This window comes from Mycobacterium sp. E183 (genome assembly GCF_001667735.1).
Taxonomy (GTDB): Bacteria; Actinomycetota; Actinomycetes; order Mycobacteriales; family Mycobacteriaceae; genus Mycobacterium.
The window spans coordinates 30,795-48,206 of sequence record NZ_LZJN01000111.1 but is presented as its reverse complement, the minus strand read 5'-3'; the positions used below and the strand labels follow the sequence as shown (position 1 = coordinate 48,206).

The window sequence follows — 17,412 nt, the reverse complement described above, 5'->3', positions numbered from 1 at the left end:
GCGCTGCCCCCGCGGGTCTACGACGAGCTGTTCAGCGGCGTTGACCTGCTGCCGACGCTGCTGGGCCTGCTGGGCGTGGACGTTCCGGCCGACGTCGAGGGCGTATCGCACGCCCGCGCCCTCCTCGCGCCCGACCCGCACACCGTGCCGGTCCGGGACCACGTATACACGACGAAGACCTATCACGACTCGTTCGATCCCATCCGCGCGATTCGCACCAAGGAATACAGCTACATCGAGAATTACGCCCCGCGGCCGCTGCTCGACCTGCCGTTGGATATCGAGGAGAGCCCGTCGGGGGCAGCCGTCGCGCCGTTCATCACCGGCCCACGCCCGCAGCGTGAGCTCTACGACCTGCGCGCCGACCCCACCGAGACCACCAACCTGCTGGCCGCCGGCGACGCCGACGCCGACGAAATCGCGGCCGATTTGGCTGTGCGGCTTCATGATTGGCGTCAGCGTACGGGTGATGTAATCCCGTCGGAGTTCGCCGGCACCCGCATCTCGGCCCGGTACACCGAGACGTATCTGCACATTCATCGGGTGAAACCGACCGCCCGGTCTGCGCTCGCCGCCGACCGCGGCATCGAGGAACAGGCGAGCGGTTAGCCGCCGGACCGCCGGGAACCGCCGACCTCGGCGACGATGAACACCCGCCGGAACGGGAAGATCGTGGTCCCGTCGGACCGGGGCGGGTAGGCGTCGTCCAGCAGCGGGATGAGCTCCTCGCGGAACCGTTCCCAGTCTTCGTCGCCGAGCCGCTCGCGCACCGGAACCAGCGCCGTCCCGGTGATCCATTCCAGCACCGGGTTCTCCCCGCCCAGCTGGTGCAGGTAGGTGGTCTCCCAGACGTCGACTTTGCACCCGGCGTCCAGCAGCAGGTTTGCGTACTGGATCGGCGGCTGCACCACCGCGCCGACGCGAAATGGTATGTCCCGCATCACCTTTGCGTAGGGCTCCCGACGGGCCAGGGTGCGCACCGTGGCGTGCGACGGCGTCTCGAAGTTGCCGGGAATCTGGACGGCGATCCATGATCCGGGCGGCAGCTCGCCCGCCCACCGGACCAGCAGGTCGGCGTGCTCGGGCACCCAGTGCAGCGCGGCGTTGCTGACCACGACGTCGGTATCGGGCTTGGGTTTCCAGTCCCGCAGGTCGCCGATCACTGCGTCGATGCCGCGTTCCTTCGCGGCGGCGACCATCTCCGGCGAGCTGTCCATCGCCTCGATCACCGCGTCCGGCCAGCGCCGGGACAGGTACTCGGTCAGGTGGCCGGGGCCGCAGCCGAGGTCGACCACCCGCCGGGCCCGCTCCGCCCCCACCCGGGACAGCAGGTCGTAGAAGGGCCGGCTGCGATGGTCCGCAAAGGCCAGGTAGACATCGGGATCCCACATGTCGGTCCTCCTGATCAAAGCGCCGCCGCCAGCCGGGGAGATAGACAAACGGTATTACCGCATGCGGCCCCGCCGCCCAAGTGGCCCCGGCCGCCGCGCCGGCCGGTTAGCATCGGCGTTCGTGGCGCCCAACACTTCGATTGAACCGCCGATTCCCGCCGCCTTCGAAGGCGCGGACGTCCCGGTCGACGACGGCGGCTTGCCCCCGAATTCGGCGCTGTCCCCCCGCCAGCGCATGGTAGTCGAGGGCTCGGCCATCGGCGACCTGGCGCTGCGCACCTGGGTGTCGTCACTGCTCACCGCGACGGTGGCACCCGCCGTCGTCGCCGCGTCCCTGCGGCACGCCGATGCCCGCGCCGAGCGCGCCAACCTGAGCTTCTACGCCGGGCTGGGCGCGCAACGCGATCCGGTGAAGTCGTTTCCCGCGCCGACCGAGCCGCCGCGGGTGTCGTCGCGGCGGGCCAGCCCACTGACCGAGTGGGTCGCGGGCGGGACGGTGGAAAACATCGCGTTCCCAAGCAGCTTCAGGGCGATCAACCCCGCGATGCGCCCGCAGTGGTCCGCCTTCAGATCCAACAACACCGTGCGCGCCCAGCACTGGCGCCACGACGACGGGCCACGCCCCACGCTGTGTGTCATCCACGGCTTCATGGGATCGTCGTACCTGGCCAACGGGCGGTTCTTCGCGCTGCCCTGGTATTACCGCTCCGGCTACGACGTGCTGTTGTACACCTTGCCATTTCACGGCAAGCGGGCCGAAAAGCTTTCGCCGTTCAGCGGTTTCGGCTATTTCGCCGGCGGCCTGAGCGGTTTCGCCGAGGCGATGGCCCAGGCCGTGCACGACTTCCGGTCCGTCATCGACTACCTGCACGGCACCGGGGTCGACCGCATCGCGCTGACCGGCATATCGCTGGGTGGCTACACCTCGGCGCTGGTGGCCTCCGTCGACGACCGGCTCGAAGCCGTCATCCCGAACTGTCCCGTCGTCGCCCCGGCGAACCTGTTCGACGAATGGTTCCCGGCCAACAAGCTCGTGCGACTCGGGCTGCGCCTGTCCCGCATCAGCCACGCGGAGTTATCCGACGGGCTGTCCTACCACAGCCCGCTGAACTACCGGCCGCTGCCGAGCAAGGATCGGCGGATGATCATCACCGGGCTCGGCGATCGGATGGCGCCACCGCAGCACGCCGTCCAGTTGTGGGAACACTGGGATCGCTGTGCGCTGCACTGGTTTCCGGGCAGTCACGTGCTGCACGTGAGCCAGCTCGACTACCTGCGCCGGATGACCGCGTTTTTGCAGACCGTCATGTTCTAGCGGCTTCGGCGACCGAATCCGCGCGCACCGGGGTCGGCCAGTCCAGCTGCGCCAGCAAGCCCGCCGCCACCTTGGCGTGACCGTCGAGCCGCCGGGTGGACAACAAATCCAGTGCCTGCAGCGCGGGCCGGTGATTGCCGCGCTCCGGTACCAGCCCCGCCGGCGCGGCGATCCGCTCCGGCGGCGTGTCGGTCAGGAAGGCGCAGGCGGCCGCGACGGTGTGGTGCGTCCCGTCACCGGCGAGCTCCAGCGCGGTGCACGTCTCGCGCGCCGGATGCTCCCTGATCGCCTCGAGGGTGGCCGCCAGCCCCTCCCCGACCGGGATCTGGTATGCCGCAAGGTAATCCGAGGCCCCACGCTGCACCCCGGACCAGCTCTCGCGGGGGTTGGAGGTGAGCAACCGGGGAACGTCGTCGGGCGCGACGATGGTGACGTCCCAGCCGAGCTCCCGCAGGTGGTCGGCGAGCCGGCGCGCCGCCACCTGCGCGGTCTCGTGCAGCGGGATGCGTGCCGAGCGCGCCCGCAGCGCGGCCAGGTTCTCGGTGGCCGAAATCGTGAGACCAATCCACGTCTCGCGCCTCGATGGGTCGGATGCGTTGTCCCGGTTCGTGATCCGGATCTTGTGCGCCCGAATGCCGTAGCGGTCCAGGTAGCCGGCGATCAACGGCAATGGCAGCACGTCGGCGTCGCCGCCCGGCACGCCGATCCGCAGCAGCGCTGTCGTCGCCGTGGCCGAATCGGATTCGGCCGCGGTCTCGCCGCGCCCGATGATCGCCAGCCGGCGGCGCGCCAGGGTGGTGAAATACAAGCCGCGCCAGGAACCGAACAACACGACGACCACGGCGGCGGCGATCCCGAGCAACCAGTAATCGCGGGGTGACCGCCAGGGGTAGGCCATCACCGCGGGCACGACGGCCAACAGCGCCAGCGTGATTCGGCCGGGTCCGGGGATTGGCATCCAGCGCTGCGGGCTCACGGGGTGTGGTCCTTTCGTCGGCGGGTGGCCGTGGCGGCGAACGCGCCCGCGACTGCGACGAGCACAGCCAGCGCGGCGGTTCCGAGGAGCGCGACGGTCCGGGGGGTGGTGTCCTTGGGCGCGGGCGCCGGCGGAACGGCGACGGGTTTGACCTGTGCGGCGGGCGGTTGGTTGCCCGCGGGCAGTTGCCAGGTCAGGGCTGCCACCGGGTCCACGCTGCCGGTGCCGACGACGTTGGAGGGCGCGCGTGCGCCGCCCAGCGCGGTGGCGGTGATGCGATGGATGACCTGCGTGGCGTTGAGGTCGGGGTACTTGCTGCGGACCAGCGCCGCGACGCCGGCGACGTAGCCGGCCGCATAGCTGGTGCCGCTCAGCGCGACCTGCTGCTGGTGTTCGTCGGGCAGCCCGTTGGCCAGGCCGCCGCCGTCGGCGTTGCCGACCGACACGATGCGTTCCCCGGGCGCCGCGATGCCCACCCACGGCCCCGCCATGGTGAATTTCGACGGCTGGCCATCCGGCGTCAGGGAGGCCACCGACAGCACGTAGGGCTGCCACACCGACGGGATGGAGACCGAGGTGACGCCCGCCCAGTTGCGCGGGTCGTCCGGGCGGCTCAGGTCGGTGAGCGGGTTGGACTCGCAGGAGGTTCCGCCGCCCACCGATCCGGTCGCTCCGGTGTTGCCTGCGGCGGCCACGATCACCGCGTCCTTGTCCACCGCCGCGTAACGGATCGCGGCGCCGAGCGCGGCCTGATCGACCGGCCGGTCGGCGGGCAGGCAGGTGAGCGTGGAGATGTCGATCACCCGGGCGCCGAGGTCGGCCGCACGCACGATCGCGCGGCCCAGCGTGGTGACGTCCAGCGACGCCCGCGCCACCAGCGGGTCTCCCCCGGGCGTCCGCGGCGAGAACTTGGCCGACGTCGTCCTGATCGAGACCACCCGCGCCGCGGGCGCCACGCCGGCGAAGCCGTCGTCAGCCGGTTGGCCGGCGATGAGCCCGGCCACCAGGGTGCCGTGGCCGTCGCAGTCGGTCAGCCCGTCGGTCGCCTCGACGAAGTCACCGCCCGGGTCGACGTTGGGCAGGCGCGGACCCGGCCGCACGCCGGTGTCGAGCACCGCCACCAGCTGGCCCTCTCCGCGCGAGAATTGCCATGCGCCGGGCAGATTCAGCGTGGCCTGGCTGGGTGTGGCGGCCGCGGGGTCACTGCCGGGGATCACCCCGGAGACGGTGCACGGACCGCGCTGCTCCATCGGCTGCACGGCGCCCGGGGCCCCGCTGGGCGGCGGGACACCCGGATCGACCTTCGGCGCTTCGATGGCCATCGCCGACGGACACGTCCACAGCACGGCCGCCAAAGCCGCGGCGAGACAAGCCGATCCGGATCGGATCATCGATTGAGTATCCAGGTGAAGATGCCGACCAGGAATGCCATGGCGGGGATGAGCGACGCGTCGAGCCCGGCCGCGACGAAGCCCACCAGCCGTCGCACCGGGAGCGAATAGCTCTCCGGCTCGGCGATCTGCGGGTTGAGCGCCACCACCACCCACACCAGGGTCAGCGCGACGAGCACCAGCGCGGCGCCCAGGGCGGCGGCGTAGCGTCCGGTCGCGGTGTAGAGCACCAGCAGCGCACCGGCGGTCAGGTACGGCTGGGCCAGCAGCCACGCCTTGCACGCCGCCGAATCCCACACCCGCGCGCGCAGCACGGACGTCGCCGCGGTGGCGCCCACCACGCACCAGCCCACCCCGCTGCACGCCTCGGGGCGCAGGGTGATCGCCACGGAGCCCAGGACGCTGAGAACCACTGCGGCGGCGATGAATCCGTTCTGGTGGGCGTCGCCGGTCCGCACGCGCCGCGGCAGGTCCTCGAGCACCCGCAGCGACGGCGCCGACGGCGTGGGGTCACCGGGCGCCGGGATGACCGGCAACGGGAAACGCGCCCAGAGCGCGGAGAGCTGCGCCGCCTCGATGGTGACCAGCAGCGCCGCGACGATCAGGCCGCAGCCGATGGCGAGTGGCCGCAGGTGCCACAGCACCTCGGCGCCCGCCGCCAGCAACACCCCGGCCCCCACCACCGCGGTCGCGGTGAAGAACCCGACGATGCGCTCACGCTCGGCGCTGGGCACCATGAGCGCGATGAGCGACCACGCGGTGACCCCCGCAGCGGCGAGCATGATCTGCGCCGGCCCGAACCGTCCGGGCACGGCCAACGAAAGGGCGGCGCCGATGGGCACCAGCGCGGCGATCGAGCACGCCGTCGCGGTGCGCGGCGAGCGGGCCGCGACGAGCAGGCCGGCGATCGCGGTCAGGGCCGCGATCGCGCTGACGGCGACCAGCCCGGCCAGCGCGCCGGTGGTGACGCGGTAGGTGACCGAGAGCCCGGTGGCCAGGAACGCGACCGCGATCACCGCGGCCAGCGCCCCGCGCTGGATATGCGCTGCGCCCCAGGGCTTCAGCCGCGAGGTCGAGAAGATCATGGCCGCATCGGCGATGTCCTCGACGATCCCGGGGGCCGCCTGGCCGACCGGCACCGGCTGCAGCGCCAACAGGTCACCGTCCACAACCCCGACCGTGTCCAGGCTGGCGTCCAGGCTGAACGGCGCGCCGCCGATGGGCGCGAGGCTCAGTTGGGTCGCGTCACCGAGGTCGGCGGCGCCCCGGGCCGTGTCGTCGGATTCGCCGTTCGACGCCGAAGGAACCACCAGACGCTGGACCGCGGGCAGGATCTCACGCAGCGGCAGCTCGGCGGGCAACGCCATTTCCGTCAGCCTGCTTTCCGCGAGGATTGCCACGCGGACGATCGGCATGACGGCGCCGGACGTCACCGGACCCTCGAAGGACGCTGGGGCCATACCTGAAACATCGTTGCTCTCTTTTCCGTTGGGGTTACGCGTGTTGCGCGGTGAAATCTCGGGCCAAGCGGTGGCCGGAGAACCATTCGGACTCCGGCAGTAAAGCGGTCAGCTGTTCGATCGCCAGGGCGATCGCGAACGGTGTGCCGGGGGCGAAGGTCGACACCCATTCGCCGTCGAAGGCGCGCGACGGGCTCACCAGCACGCGGCCCGCGACGGCGTCGACGATGCTCATCCCCACCTCGGTGATGGCGTGCCTGCCGTCGCGGCGGCAGCCGGCGACGATCTCGACGTAGCTGCGCGGGCCGTTGAACACCGACTCCACCACCGACCGGGCCGACTGCGGGATGCCCAGGTAATCAACGACTTCGGCCAGCGAGGCGCCCGAGCGCAGCCGCTCGTCGGCCCGCGCCCCGACGCGGGTCGGCATGCTGAACTCGTCGAATCGGGCCGGCGGTTGTTGTGCCAGCCCGACGCTCAGCACCGGAACCAGCGCGCGCGGGTCGTCGATGTCCATGGCGGTGAACGTGATCAGCTGCGCGCTGCGCAGCGCGACGACGGTCTTGACGCTGGTCGCGGGACGCTGAGCCACGATGCCGCGCAGCAATTCGCCGGTGCCGGTGTCCTTGGCGGGCCCCACGTACCGCAGGTCGAGCCACCGCTCCGGGAAGCACACCACCCTGATCCAGTCGGCCACCGTCGGATTGATGGTGCCGTCCTCCGATACCAGACCCATCCGGGTCAGCTCGGCTCGCTGACGGTCGAGGAACGCCTGGCGTTGCGTGGCATCGGTGTAGGGCGAGGTGATCGCCAGCACCCACGGGAAGCTACCCGCCCCAATGGTTTCCGCTATGAACCAGGCGTTCTCGACCGTCAGCTCGACGGCGTTGGGCTCAGCACTCATCTGACAGGAACTAACCGCCCCACTTGGCGGCTTCGGCCTGGTCCCGGGCGAGCATGGACGTGGTGTTGGCCTCGTGGGTGCTGGCCATCGACTGGTAGGCCCGCACGAGGCTTTCCATCGCCTGGTTCCACTGGGCCTGCCAGGCCTGGTAGGTCATACCGGTGTCGCCCTGCCAGGCGTTGGACAGCGTGGCCTGCTCGCTGGCGATGTCCGAACCCAGCCCCTGCAGCGTGCCGGCGTAGCCGGCCATGTCGGCGGCGTGGCTCAACATCGCCGGGTAGTTGTACATGATTTGGGACATGAGAAGTCCTTTCGCGGTTGTTGGCGGCTGAAGCCCGATCAGAAGGCGTTGTAGCCGGACGCCGCGGCGGCGTCGGCGGCCACGTAGGTTCCCGCGGCGTCGCCGAGGTTGGCCTGGGCGATGTCGAGCAGGGTGTTGACCCGCGCGGCGGCCTCGACGAAGCGGGCGTGCGCGGCCTGGAACGCGGCCGAGGACTCGCCCTGGTGGAACGCCTGTGCCGACATGGCCTCCTGCTCGGCCTGACTGATGGTGCTGCGCATCAACGCCGCCTTGGCACTGAAGGCCGACTGCGCGGCCACCAACTGCGGGATGTGGGCGTCCAACATACTCATGGTGCTTCCTTTCTCTGCGGTCTCATGGGGTTTCGGTGACTGACGAGCATCGGGCTGACTGCCTTATCCCCCTTCCCTGGGCTCGGTCGGGCGCGCCGGGTCGTGGTCCCAGGTGCCGGGCATCATCGGCATCTTTGGGCCGCTGCCGAATTCGCCGTCGGTGAGCTTGGTCAAACCGGCCGCCCGGAAGGTGTTCGCCTTCCGCGCGGTGCCGGCGAAGCCCAGCGTCCCGGCCCCGGCACCGGATGCCACCGCCGCGGCCAGTCGCTCATCGTCGTCGTCGTAGTCCGGGGGCACGCCGATGTCGGAATCCATGTCCGCGAACTCGTCGGCGTGGTCCCGCAGCGTGGCCCGGCGGCGCCGCCGCGCGCGCGCCTCCGCCCGGCTGGCCGCGGCCGCGCCGGCCGCCGGGATGGTCGCCGCCGGCGCTTTGGCGCCACCACGGCCACCCACCGTCGGTCCCACGCCGGTCTCCGGGTCACCGCCGTAGGCGACCAGGTAGGCCAGGGTGCTCGGCGCCGGCGCGGGCGCCGGGGCGGGAGCACTACCGGTACCCGCCGCGACCGAAGTGGCCGGCGCCCCAGCGGGAGTCGCCACCGTCGGGGCCAGCGCGACCGCCGGCAGCAGTGACGCCGGCTTGGTCGAGGCGACCAGCGGCGCCGCGGCGGCTCCCGCCGCCACCGGGGCGATCTCGGCGGGCGCGGTGAGCAGGGAACTCAGGCCGATGCCGAGCAGCAGCGGGATGAGGAAGGGCGCGGTCAGGATCGCGCCCCAGGTCGGCCAGCCGACGGCGTTGAAGAACACCTGGTAGGCGACGAAGAACAGCAGCGGGCCGTTGGCGGCCAGCAACGCCGGGAGGTTCGAGAAGAAGTTCTGCAACAGCTGCTGAATGTTCTGGAAGAAGTCCTGCAGGAACTTGGCCAGCTGCTGGAAGAAGTCGGAGATCGCGTTCGCGGGGTTGGAGGTGTTCTGCGCGGCGTTGACCGCGGCGTCGTTCGCCTCCCCGCCCGGCCGCACGATGGCCGGCGCCGGGGTGCTGCGCGGCGCGGACGCGAGCGCTGCGCCCGAGGTGGCCTGATAGGCGCCCATGACGGTCGCGGCCTGGACCCACATCCGCGCGTAGTCGGCCTCGTTCAACGCGATCGGAATCGTGTTGATGCCAAAAAAGTTCGTCGCCACCAACACCCCGTGGACGGTGTGATTGGCGGCGAGCTCGCCCAGTGTCGGCATGGCCGTCAGGGCGGCGGTGTACGCCGCGGCCGCGATCTCGTGCTGCGCGGCCACGCCCGCGCTGTCGGCGCTGGCCTGCTGCAGCCACGCCAGGTACGGGGCGTGCGCGGCCGCGTACTGCTCGGCCGTCGGCCCCTCCCAGGACCCCGCCTGGGCCTGGCCCACCACCCCGGTGAGTTCGGCTGCCGCCGTTGCGTATTCGGTGCTCAGCGCGGTCCACGCGCCGGCGGCCGCCAACAGCGGCCCCGGCCCGGGACCGGCGCTCAGCAGCGTCGAATGCACCTCGGGTGGCGAAGCCATCCAAAGGGGCGCAACGGGGGACGTCATTGTCGGGCGCCCTTAGAACCCGTACGTCGCCGCGGCCGATGCGTCCCCGGCGAGATAGCTGACGCCGGCCTCGCCGACGCCCACGCCGGCGCGGCCGAGCTCTTCCACGCCCTGGGCGGCGACGACGGCGTGCTCTTGACCCTGTGCGCTGAAGCCGAGCGCGGTCTGCAGCGACACCGGATCCACCGCGGGCGGCACCACCGCGGTGATGGCCGGCGCGGCCGCCGCGTGCGCGGCCGCCAGCCGCGCCGTCAGCGCCTCCACCGCGGCGCTGGTCGCGGCCAGGCCCTCGGGAACCACTCGCAACGTCATGACTCTCCCCTTTCACCAAACATCGCGGCCTCACCCACCAGCGGGTTGACCAACTGCACGTACGTCGGAATGTCGCTGTCGCCCAACAAGATCGCCCGCCCCGCGGGCAGCCGGCCGAAGCGCTGGCCCCGGATCTTGCCGCTGTCCTGCGGGTTGCCCGCCAGCATCAGCGTGGTCGCCTGCAAGTCGTTGAACCGGCGCAGCAGCGGGTTGGTCATCAGGGCGTGCCCGGATCCGGTCGCCCGCGCCGTGACGATCACCCGCAGCCCCAGATCGGCCGCCTGCGAAAGGATTCCGATCAACGGCGTCCATGGCCGCTGCCCGACGTACGGGCCGCTCATCGCCGGCGCGTCCGGTATCTGGTCGACGTCGTCGATGATCAGGTAGTGGGTGTGGCCGGCGTATGCCCACCGGGCCAGCTCCCCGGGCGACAACCCGGCCGGGGGACGCCGCGATTCGATGATGTTCGCCAGCCCCAACATCGCCGGGATGATGCGGTCGACGTTGGCGGTGTACTCGTTGTCGGCGAACAACGGCTCGTCGACAAGGTGCAGCCGGCGATCCAGCACCGTGAAGGCCACCTGATCGGGCGTGGAGTGCTCGCGGATGGTGCGAATGATGTGGCGCAGCAACGTGGTCTTGCCGGATTTGCTGTCGCCGAACACCATCAGCAGCGGCTCGTCGGCGAAGTTGACCACGACGGGTGCCAGGTCCTCCTCGCGCTGGCCGATGACCACCTGCTCCGTGCCGCGATAGAGCGCGCCGAGCGCCTCCGGCGCGAGGTTGGTCGGCAGCAGCCGCACCGGCGGCGCTGCCATGCCCGGGTAGCGGGCGTTGATCGCGGCCACCTGGTCGAGCTCGGGGTTGGCGAACAGGAAGTGCTCGGCGGCCATCGTCAACCCGCGGCCCGGTTGGTCGTGCGGCACGGACTCCGCGGGGCGACGCAGCGCGCCGACGAGCCGCACGTTGCTGTCCCGCGGGTCGTGCAGCTTGAGCTCGAGCCGCAGGCCGAGGCCGTCGCGCATGGCCAGGGGCACCTCGAGCCAGCTCGGGGTGGTGATGACGACGTGGATGCCGTAGGCGAGCCCGACGTTCACCAGTTCGCTCACCTTGGCCAGCAACGGATTACGGGTGTTGAACTGGTCGGTGTTGTCCCGGCCGAACGCGTACAGGTTGTCGATGACCAGGAACACCTCGCCGTAACCGTCGTCGGGCGCGGCGCCGTGCCTTTCCCGGAACATCTCGCGCCGCTGCCGAGACAGCAGCAGCTGCTCGAGCTCCCCGAAGGTGCGCCGGATGCGTTCGGGTTCCAGCGCCGAGGCGACGCTGCCGACATGCGCCAGGTCTTCCAGCGCCCGCAGCTTCCCGCCGCCGTAGTCCAGGCAGTAGAAGGTGACGTCGCGCGGTGAGTGCAGGCTGGCCGCCGACAGGATGAACGTCTGCAGCGCGGTCGATTTCCCGGACTTGGGGCCGCCGTGGATCACCATGTTGCCGGCCGCCGAGGTCGCGTCGAACACCAGTGGGTCCCGGCGCATCTCGAAGGGTTTGTCGATCTCGCCGAGCGGCCACTGCCACTGGCGCTGCGGCACCCCGGCCCGGGCCAGTACCGCGGTCAGCGGGATCGGCTCGTCCAGCGGCGGCAGCCACAGCTGCGGGGCTCGCGGACCGTAACGCGCCAGCTGGTCGCCGATCGTGGCGATCAGCTTGCGTGGCGGGCCGGTGAATTCCTCGTCCTCGGCGGCCGGGATCACCATGTCCTGCTCCGGTTCCACCCGTCCGGCCGTGAAAAGCTTGGGCTCCGGAACGGACTGCACCACAAGGGCCTTGGCCTTCTGCGGCGGGTCGTAGATGCCGTCGACGTAGGTGCTGCGGAACTTGATCGGGGTCGCGCCCGGGGCGGGCACCAGGAAGCCCACGCCCTTGTGCTCCTTGCCCGATTCGATGTGGTACGCGTCCTCCACGCCGATGATCTGGCGGGAAACGCTGGGACTGGCCACCTTCAAGCCGATGCGGTACGAGGTGTTCTTGTCGATGTCCTTGATCTTGCCCACGTCCAGCGTCTGCGACGCGAACAGGATGTGGATGCGGAACGAGCGGCCCTTGCGGGCAACGTAATCGAACAACTCCGCGTATTCGGGGTGATCGGCCAGCATCAGGGTGAACTCGTCGGCGACCACGAACAGCGTCGGGATCGGCGGCAGGTCGTGCCCCGCCGCGATCGCGCCCTCGTACTCCACCACCGAGTTGAACGCGCTGCCCTGCACGCGGCGGCCGGCCTCGCGCAGCAGTGTTTCGCGGCGGGCCACCTCACCGCGCAGCGTGTCGGCGAACCGGTCGGCCAGCGACTTCTTCTCGGCCATGTTGGAGATCACCGCGACCACCTGCGGGAAATGGCGGAAGCTGTCCGCGCCGGCCTCACCCTTGAAGTCGGCGTAGATCACGATCAGACGGTCGGCCGAATGGGTTGTCAACAGCGACAACAGGATCGACATCAGCGTCTGCGACTTGCCCGATCCCGTCATACCGATCATCAGACCGTGCGGGCCCATGCCGCCCTCGGCTTCGTCCTTCAGGTCGAAGAACAGCGGTTCACCGGTCGCGGTGACGCCGATGGGCACGCGCAACTCGTCCTCGCGGCGGCGCGGCGCCCACAGCGTGGGCACGTCCAGCCGCGAGGCGTCGCCGATGCCCAGCAGGGTGGTGAAGGTGGCGCCGCGCGTGGCCGCCGAGCGCAGCCCGGTGTGGGTCGGGTTGGAGTCCCAGCGCGACAGCTGGCGAGCCAGGTGGGCCGCCTCGTCGGGGCCGAGCAGGTCGGCGTCGTCGATGTAGGGCTGCCAGCCGCCGGTCTGCCAGCGCTCGATCGCGCCGTTCACGACGCGCAGGATCGGCTTCTCCGGGTCCGAATACTGCTCGCGGTGCGGCGGGGTGGCGGAGCGGTGCACGACGGTGACTCCCGCGCGGCCGAGCGCGAGCGTCGAGCTGCTCAGGTCGAAGTCGGGGTCGTCGATGACGATCAGCAGGTGCCGCAGCGCGTCCGCGGGCTCGCCGGTGAACGCCGGCCGGTCGACGAACGCGGGGCCCAGCAGCAGGACCAGCTCGTCGGGGTTGGTCGACAGCAGGCGCGCCGGGCCCACGCCGTCGAACTCACCCGGAACATCCACGTGTGCAAGCCATTTCAGCCAGGACCAGTCTGGGCTCTCCAGGTCGCGGGAGACCAGGGCCACCCCAAGCACGGTCAGGTCGTGCCACGTCACGGCCTGGGCGAGCCAGGCGCGCATCGCCGCCCGCGCCTCATCGGGCTCACCCAGCACGGTGATCCGCGAGACCTTGGTCAGGTCGATCCCGGTAGGCACGTCGCGCACGACGCGGTGGGTGTCGAGCAGGCCGCGTAATGCGCTGTGCGACACGGGCTCCAGGTCGACCTCGTCCGCGGTGTCGTTCACTCGCAGCGCGGTGCTCAGGGGCACCTGGTGGCGGCCGGCGCGCAGGACCAGGAAGTCCGGGTCATGCGGATCGCGCTCCCATTGCCTGCGCGACCCCGGCACGGCAACCAGGGCCGCCGGGTCGGGGTGCGACCACTCGGCGGCCGCGCGTTGCTGAGCGGCCTGGGTGCGGATGTTGTCGCGGACCACCGAGAGGTAGCGCAGGTAGTCGGCGCGTTCGGCGTCGACCTCCTCGGTGCGCGTCTTGTTGTCGTTGCCGCGATACATCGCGGTGGCCGCCAGCAGCAGCACGAACGGGAAGAACAGCGTCTGCGGCGAGATCAGCCGCATCCCGGTGGCGAACAGCGCGACGACCATACCGACGATCAGGATCACCAGCACGTACGGCATCGCGCGGCGCAGGAACGACGGCGGGATCACCCGTGGCAACTCGGGCGGCGCCTCGATGTTGATGGTGCCCTTGCGGGTGACCGGCGGCGCCAGCCGGCGGCGGGCTTCGAAGATGAGTCGGCTCATCGGGGCGCTCCCTCTGCTGGTGCCACGCGGCCGGGCTTGGTGTCGGGCGCCAGTCCGTCGTGTGCCAGCAGCGCGTCCGCCCGCGACAGCGTCGGGCCGGTCGCGAACAGCGAGAGCACCGACCAGGGTACGGGCACCGCGGGCTCGCTCAAGCCCAGGGCCTCAACGGTTTTGCCACGCCCGGCGGCCGAGGTCTCCGCCTCGTTGTCGATGCCGTAGCGAACTCCGGTGTCGGACACCCAGAACAACGACCCGGTGCCGGGCGCGCCGGCGCCGCCGGTGACGGTCTGGGCGAAGTAGCCGGTGCCCGGCGCCAGGGCGACGCGCGTCGCGGTGGCCGGGGAGGCGCCGCCGACCAGGTCGACGGTGCGGATCGATTCGGGTATCGGCAGGGCCGAGCCGGCCAGCAGGCTCAGCGAGCTGGTGGCGGCGCCGCCGGGCTTGCTCCAATAGGCGCACGTGACGGGATCTTTGGCCGCGTCGACGAGGGTGATCTGCTGGTCGGGGTAGCGCGCGGTGTCGAGCATCCGGGACACCGGCAGCTTCGCCACCGCGTCGGCGCCCAGCCGAGGCGGCTGGTCCAGGCCATAGGAGTTGGTGTTGCGCAAGATCGCCGCGAGCACCGGGGAGATGGGCTGCAGGCCGTCCGGTAACACCGCGTAGTAGCGCGGCGCACCCGACGAATTCTGTTCCAGGGCATAGGAAACCACCACTGCCCCGATCGGCGCAGGCACGCTGAAGCCAGCCGGGGCGCCGGCGTTCGGGATGGCGGGCGCCGTCAGCGACGGCGCTTCGGGGATGGCGTTGAACAATCCCAGTGCAATGGGCCGCGGCGCGGGCACCTCAGTGTTGTTGAGTCCCAAGCCAAGCGCGTTGGTGACCGCGTGATCGGCCAGGTTGAGCTGGCTGCGCCTGCCGTCCCAGAGGAGCCAGGTGCTGTTGCCGCTATCGACCAGGACGGCCTGTTTGGCGTCGAGTTTGGCCGCGCGGGCACCGCCGCTGTCGGGGCGGCCGGCGATCACCGTGACGCCGGTGCTGTGGATGGCGTGCGCCGTCCCGCCGATGCCGTCACACACGGTCCAGTTGGCATCGCGCGTGGTGTTTTGCACCATGCGCTCCGGTGCGCCCGGGATACCGATCAGGTTTCCGCGCGGAAACCGGTCCAGCTCGGTGCTTTTCACCGTTGTCGGGTTGACGGGCTTACCGACGATCAACCGGGCCGACGTCAGATTGAGCACCGGATGCAGCTGTTCGCCCACCCGCACGTACAGGGCGGCCGTCGACCGGTCGGCGAGCACGGCGTTGGTGCCCACCGTCCCGTTGGGACGGATCAGCGAGAACACGAAGCAGCCCGCCAGGCCGGTGGCGAGCAGGACCACGCCCATCAGCACCGCGCGCGACTGGGTGCGCAGCGGGTCGACCAGCATCCTGGTGTCGTGCAGGGCGATCCCGGAAGCGATGCGCCGCATCACGAACCGCCAGCCGCTGACCTGGTGCCGGGTGACGAAGCCGCGGCGATACTCGACCTTGTCGGGATTGTCGTTGACCGGCGTGCGCGACGCGAACGAACGCCGATCGTCGGATTCGGGATTCGTCATGCCGGCACCGACAGCCCGAGTCCGCGCAACAACGGCTCCACCGAATTCTCGACGTCTTGGTCGGTGATCGTCATCAGCTCCTCGTCACTGAATTCCCCGGTGCCCGCGTGCTCCGAATGGTCGAGCCGGAATTCGCGCTCCTCCTCGGAGCGTTCGACGATGTTGCGGACGAATCGACCGTTACCGGCGATGTCCAGGTTGCGCCGCGAGATTCCGTTGGCGTCGGGCGTCGACTCGGTGGCCAGCTTGGTGAACAACGCCTCCATGTGGTCGAGCGCGGCCTGTTCGAAGACGCTGTCGCGCTGCTCGGCCATCTTGTTCGCGATCTCGACGAGTTCCGACGGTGCGTACGAAGGGAAGTCGATGTTGCGGGTGAATCGGGAACGCAGACCCTCGTTGGTGTCCAGGAACTTGTCCAGATCGGCCCGGTATCCCGCGATGATCACCACCAGCCGGTCGCGGTCGTTCTCCATCCGTGCCAGCAGGGTGTCGATGGCGACCAGCCCGAAGTCGTTCTTCGCGCCGGTGGCCACCAGGGCGTAGGCCTCGTCGAGGAACAGCACCCCGTCGAGTGCGCTGTCGATGATCGCGTTGGTCTTGGCTTCGGTCTCGCCGATGTGCTGGCCGATCAGGTCGGCGCGGTGCACCTCGCGGATGTTTTCCCGCTTCAAAAGCCCGAGGCCGCAATAGATCTTGGCGACCACGCGGGCGATCGTGGTCTTACCGGTGCCGGGCGGCCCGGCGAACACGAGGTGGTGGGCGCGCTGTGCGACAGCGAGGCCGCGCTGCTTGCGCACCAGCTCCATGGCGACCGAGCTCTTCAGCCGCGACACCTGGTTCTTGACCTCGTCGAGGCCGATGAACTCGGCCAGCTGGACTTCGGCCTCGTGCAGCAACACGGCCTTGCGCTCGTGGGCCGCGGGATCGACGAAGTCCTCCGCGCTGGGCTCGGTGTCCGGGTCCCAGGGGTCGGTGCGCGCTTCGATCCGCGCCGCGGTGGTGGTCGCGATCCCAAAGCTGGTGTCCAACAGGGCCTGTTCGATCTGTTCGTTTTCCGGTTGGGCCGCGTACAGATCCTGGAGCACTTCGCTCGCCGACTCCTCGTCGACGTGCGCCCGCAACACCAGCGCCTTGGCCAGCGCCCCGTCGACCGCCGCGACCGCGACCGGACCGTCGGGCTCCTCCAGGTACGACAGCGCCGGGGCGAACATGCCCAGCCGCGCCAGCGCGGTCCCCAGGGCGATCCTGGCCGCGTGCGCGAACGCCTCGTCGAGCCCGGCGTCGTTCACGACCGGCGTCAGCAACTTGACGACGTCCGACCAGCGCTCGGCGCGGTAGTTGAGGACGACGGCGACCCAGCGGGCCTCGCGCCAGCTCGGGCGGCGCGCGGTCAGGCCGGTGACGATCTGGTCGGCTTCGGCGAGCCGCGCCGCATCCCCGGTCGACGCCAGGCCCGCCGCGTGGGCGAGGTGGAAATCGTCTGGGGTGGCGGCGCGGAACTGCAGGTACAGCCCGGTGTCATAGCGGAAGCCCAGTTCGCCCGGCGCCAGATCCACCTTCCGCTGCAACACCCCGGCCGTGCTCGCGGTGCGCGACACCGCCTCCAGCACCCGCAGGGACACATCGCCGGCGGCGGCGAGGCCCGTCCAGGCGTCGCACTGGTCGTGGGCGACCCGGGTCAGCGCGGTGAAGCCGGAGCGGGCGGCGGTCAGGTCGGCCGGGCGCTGGCGCTGGTAGACCGAGATGCCGAGCGCGCGGCAGCACGTGGCGAACCGGCTGACGACGTCGCCATCAACCCTGGCATCCGCACGTGAATTGACGGGCTGAGCGGCGAGCACGCCGGTGTCACCGAGTTCCACGGCCACGTCTCTCCATTTGTGTAGCCTCCCCTAACCTAACCCGCCTGAAGTTAGCAT

13 protein-coding genes and 1 pseudogene are annotated in these 17,412 nt (G+C 70.6%); 2 read left to right on the top strand and 12 right to left on the bottom strand.

Going from position 1 to position 17,412, the window contains the following annotated elements; genetic code table 11:
• A pseudogene (locus A5691_RS12160) lies at positions 1-609 on the top strand (sulfatase); the annotation flags it as partial.
• Here the strand turns inward: A5691_RS12160 and A5691_RS12155 are convergent.
• On the bottom strand, positions 606-1,391 hold the full coding sequence (locus A5691_RS12155; protein WP_067760835.1) for a trans-aconitate 2-methyltransferase: 786 nt from the start codon (positions 1,389-1,391) through the stop codon (positions 606-608). The pseudogene A5691_RS12160 and the gene A5691_RS12155 sit on opposite strands and share 4 nt — an antisense overlap.
• Before the next feature lie 121 nt (positions 1,392-1,512).
• On the opposite strand from A5691_RS12155, the gene A5691_RS12150 reads away from it, so the two are divergent.
• Complete coding sequence (locus A5691_RS12150; protein WP_067760833.1) at positions 1,513-2,706, top strand: S9 family peptidase; 1,194 nt, start codon at positions 1,513-1,515, stop codon at positions 2,704-2,706.
• Here the strand turns inward: A5691_RS12150 and eccE are convergent.
• The 11 genes from eccE to eccA form a co-directional block, all read right to left on the bottom strand.
• On the bottom strand, positions 2,696-3,664 hold the full coding sequence (eccE, locus tag A5691_RS12145) for a type VII secretion protein EccE (RefSeq protein ID WP_068015203.1): 969 nt from the start codon (positions 3,662-3,664) through the stop codon (positions 2,696-2,698). The genes A5691_RS12150 and eccE overlap by 11 nt on opposite strands.
• A gap of 14 nt (positions 3,665-3,678) precedes the next feature.
• Positions 3,679-5,073 (bottom strand): type VII secretion-associated serine protease mycosin, encoded by a 1,395-nt coding sequence (mycP, locus tag A5691_RS12140; protein ID WP_068015206.1) that lies wholly within the window; start codon positions 5,071-5,073, stop codon positions 3,679-3,681.
• A complete protein-coding gene (eccD, locus tag A5691_RS12135; protein ID WP_156675514.1) occupies positions 5,070-6,533 on the bottom strand; it encodes a type VII secretion integral membrane protein EccD in 1,464 nt (487 codons plus the stop codon). The genes mycP and eccD overlap by 4 nt, the downstream gene beginning before the upstream one ends.
• A gap of 34 nt (positions 6,534-6,567) precedes the next feature.
• The gene (locus tag A5691_RS12130) at positions 6,568-7,437 is read right to left on the bottom strand and encodes an ESX secretion-associated protein EspG (RefSeq protein WP_068266598.1); all 870 of its coding nucleotides are present in this window, start codon (positions 7,435-7,437) and stop codon (positions 6,568-6,570) included.
• A gap of 10 nt (positions 7,438-7,447) precedes the next feature.
• Positions 7,448-7,738, bottom strand: a complete 291-nt coding sequence (locus tag A5691_RS12125) for a WXG100 family type VII secretion target (RefSeq protein ID WP_067278112.1) — start codon at positions 7,736-7,738, stop codon at positions 7,448-7,450.
• A gap of 38 nt (positions 7,739-7,776) precedes the next feature.
• Positions 7,777-8,070: a type VII secretion system protein EsxG gene (esxG, locus tag A5691_RS12120; RefSeq protein ID WP_067278108.1), complete on the bottom strand. Its 294-nt coding sequence runs from the start codon at positions 8,068-8,070 to the stop codon at positions 7,777-7,779.
• Positions 8,071-8,133: 63 nt separating this feature from the next.
• The gene (locus tag A5691_RS12115; protein ID WP_068015215.1) at positions 8,134-9,627 is read right to left on the bottom strand and encodes a PPE family protein; all 1,494 of its coding nucleotides are present in this window, start codon (positions 9,625-9,627) and stop codon (positions 8,134-8,136) included.
• 12 nt (positions 9,628-9,639) lie between these two features.
• On the bottom strand, positions 9,640-9,939 hold the full coding sequence (locus A5691_RS12110) for a PE family protein (RefSeq protein WP_068015218.1): 300 nt from the start codon (positions 9,937-9,939) through the stop codon (positions 9,640-9,642).
• Positions 9,936-13,898, bottom strand: coding sequence for a type VII secretion protein EccCa (eccCa, locus tag A5691_RS12105; protein WP_068015220.1), 3,963 nt, complete (start codon positions 13,896-13,898; stop codon positions 9,936-9,938). The genes A5691_RS12110 and eccCa overlap by 4 nt, the downstream gene beginning before the upstream one ends.
• Complete coding sequence (eccB, locus tag A5691_RS12100; protein ID WP_068015223.1) at positions 13,895-15,496, bottom strand: type VII secretion protein EccB; 1,602 nt, start codon at positions 15,494-15,496, stop codon at positions 13,895-13,897. Before eccB ends, eccCa begins: the two co-directional genes overlap by 4 nt.
• Positions 15,493-17,355, bottom strand: coding sequence for a type VII secretion AAA-ATPase EccA (gene eccA, locus A5691_RS12095; protein WP_068015249.1), 1,863 nt, complete (start codon positions 17,353-17,355; stop codon positions 15,493-15,495). The genes eccB and eccA overlap by 4 nt, the downstream gene beginning before the upstream one ends.
• Positions 17,356-17,412 lie beyond the last annotated feature (57 nt).

Bases quoted from the DNA above. Each gene is read 5' to 3' on its own strand.
- A5691_RS12155 (WP_067760835.1), bottom strand. From the start codon at position 1,391: ATGTGGGATCCCGATGTCTACCTGGCCTTTGCGGACCATCGCAGCCGG.
- eccCa (WP_068015220.1), bottom strand. From the start codon at position 13,898: ATGAGCCGACTCATCTTCGAAGCCCGCCGCCGGCTGGCGCCGCCGGTC.
- esxG (WP_067278108.1), bottom strand. From the start codon at position 8,070: ATGAGTATGTTGGACGCCCACATCCCGCAGTTGGTGGCCGCGCAGTCG.
- eccE (WP_068015203.1), bottom strand. From the start codon at position 3,664: ATGCCAATCCCCGGACCCGGCCGAATCACGCTGGCGCTGTTGGCCGTC.
- A5691_RS12125 (WP_067278112.1), bottom strand. From the start codon at position 7,738: ATGTCCCAAATCATGTACAACTACCCGGCGATGTTGAGCCACGCCGCC.
- eccB (WP_068015223.1), bottom strand. From the start codon at position 15,496: ATGACGAATCCCGAATCCGACGATCGGCGTTCGTTCGCGTCGCGCACG.
- A5691_RS12110 (WP_068015218.1), bottom strand. From the start codon at position 9,939: ATGACGTTGCGAGTGGTTCCCGAGGGCCTGGCCGCGACCAGCGCCGCG.
- A5691_RS12115 (WP_068015215.1), bottom strand. From the start codon at position 9,627: ATGACGTCCCCCGTTGCGCCCCTTTGGATGGCTTCGCCACCCGAGGTG.
- mycP (WP_068015206.1), bottom strand. From the start codon at position 5,073: ATGATCCGATCCGGATCGGCTTGTCTCGCCGCGGCTTTGGCGGCCGTG.
- eccD (WP_156675514.1), bottom strand. From the start codon at position 6,533: ATGGCCCCAGCGTCCTTCGAGGGTCCGGTGACGTCCGGCGCCGTCATG.
- A5691_RS12130 (WP_068266598.1), bottom strand. From the start codon at position 7,437: ATGAGTGCTGAGCCCAACGCCGTCGAGCTGACGGTCGAGAACGCCTGG.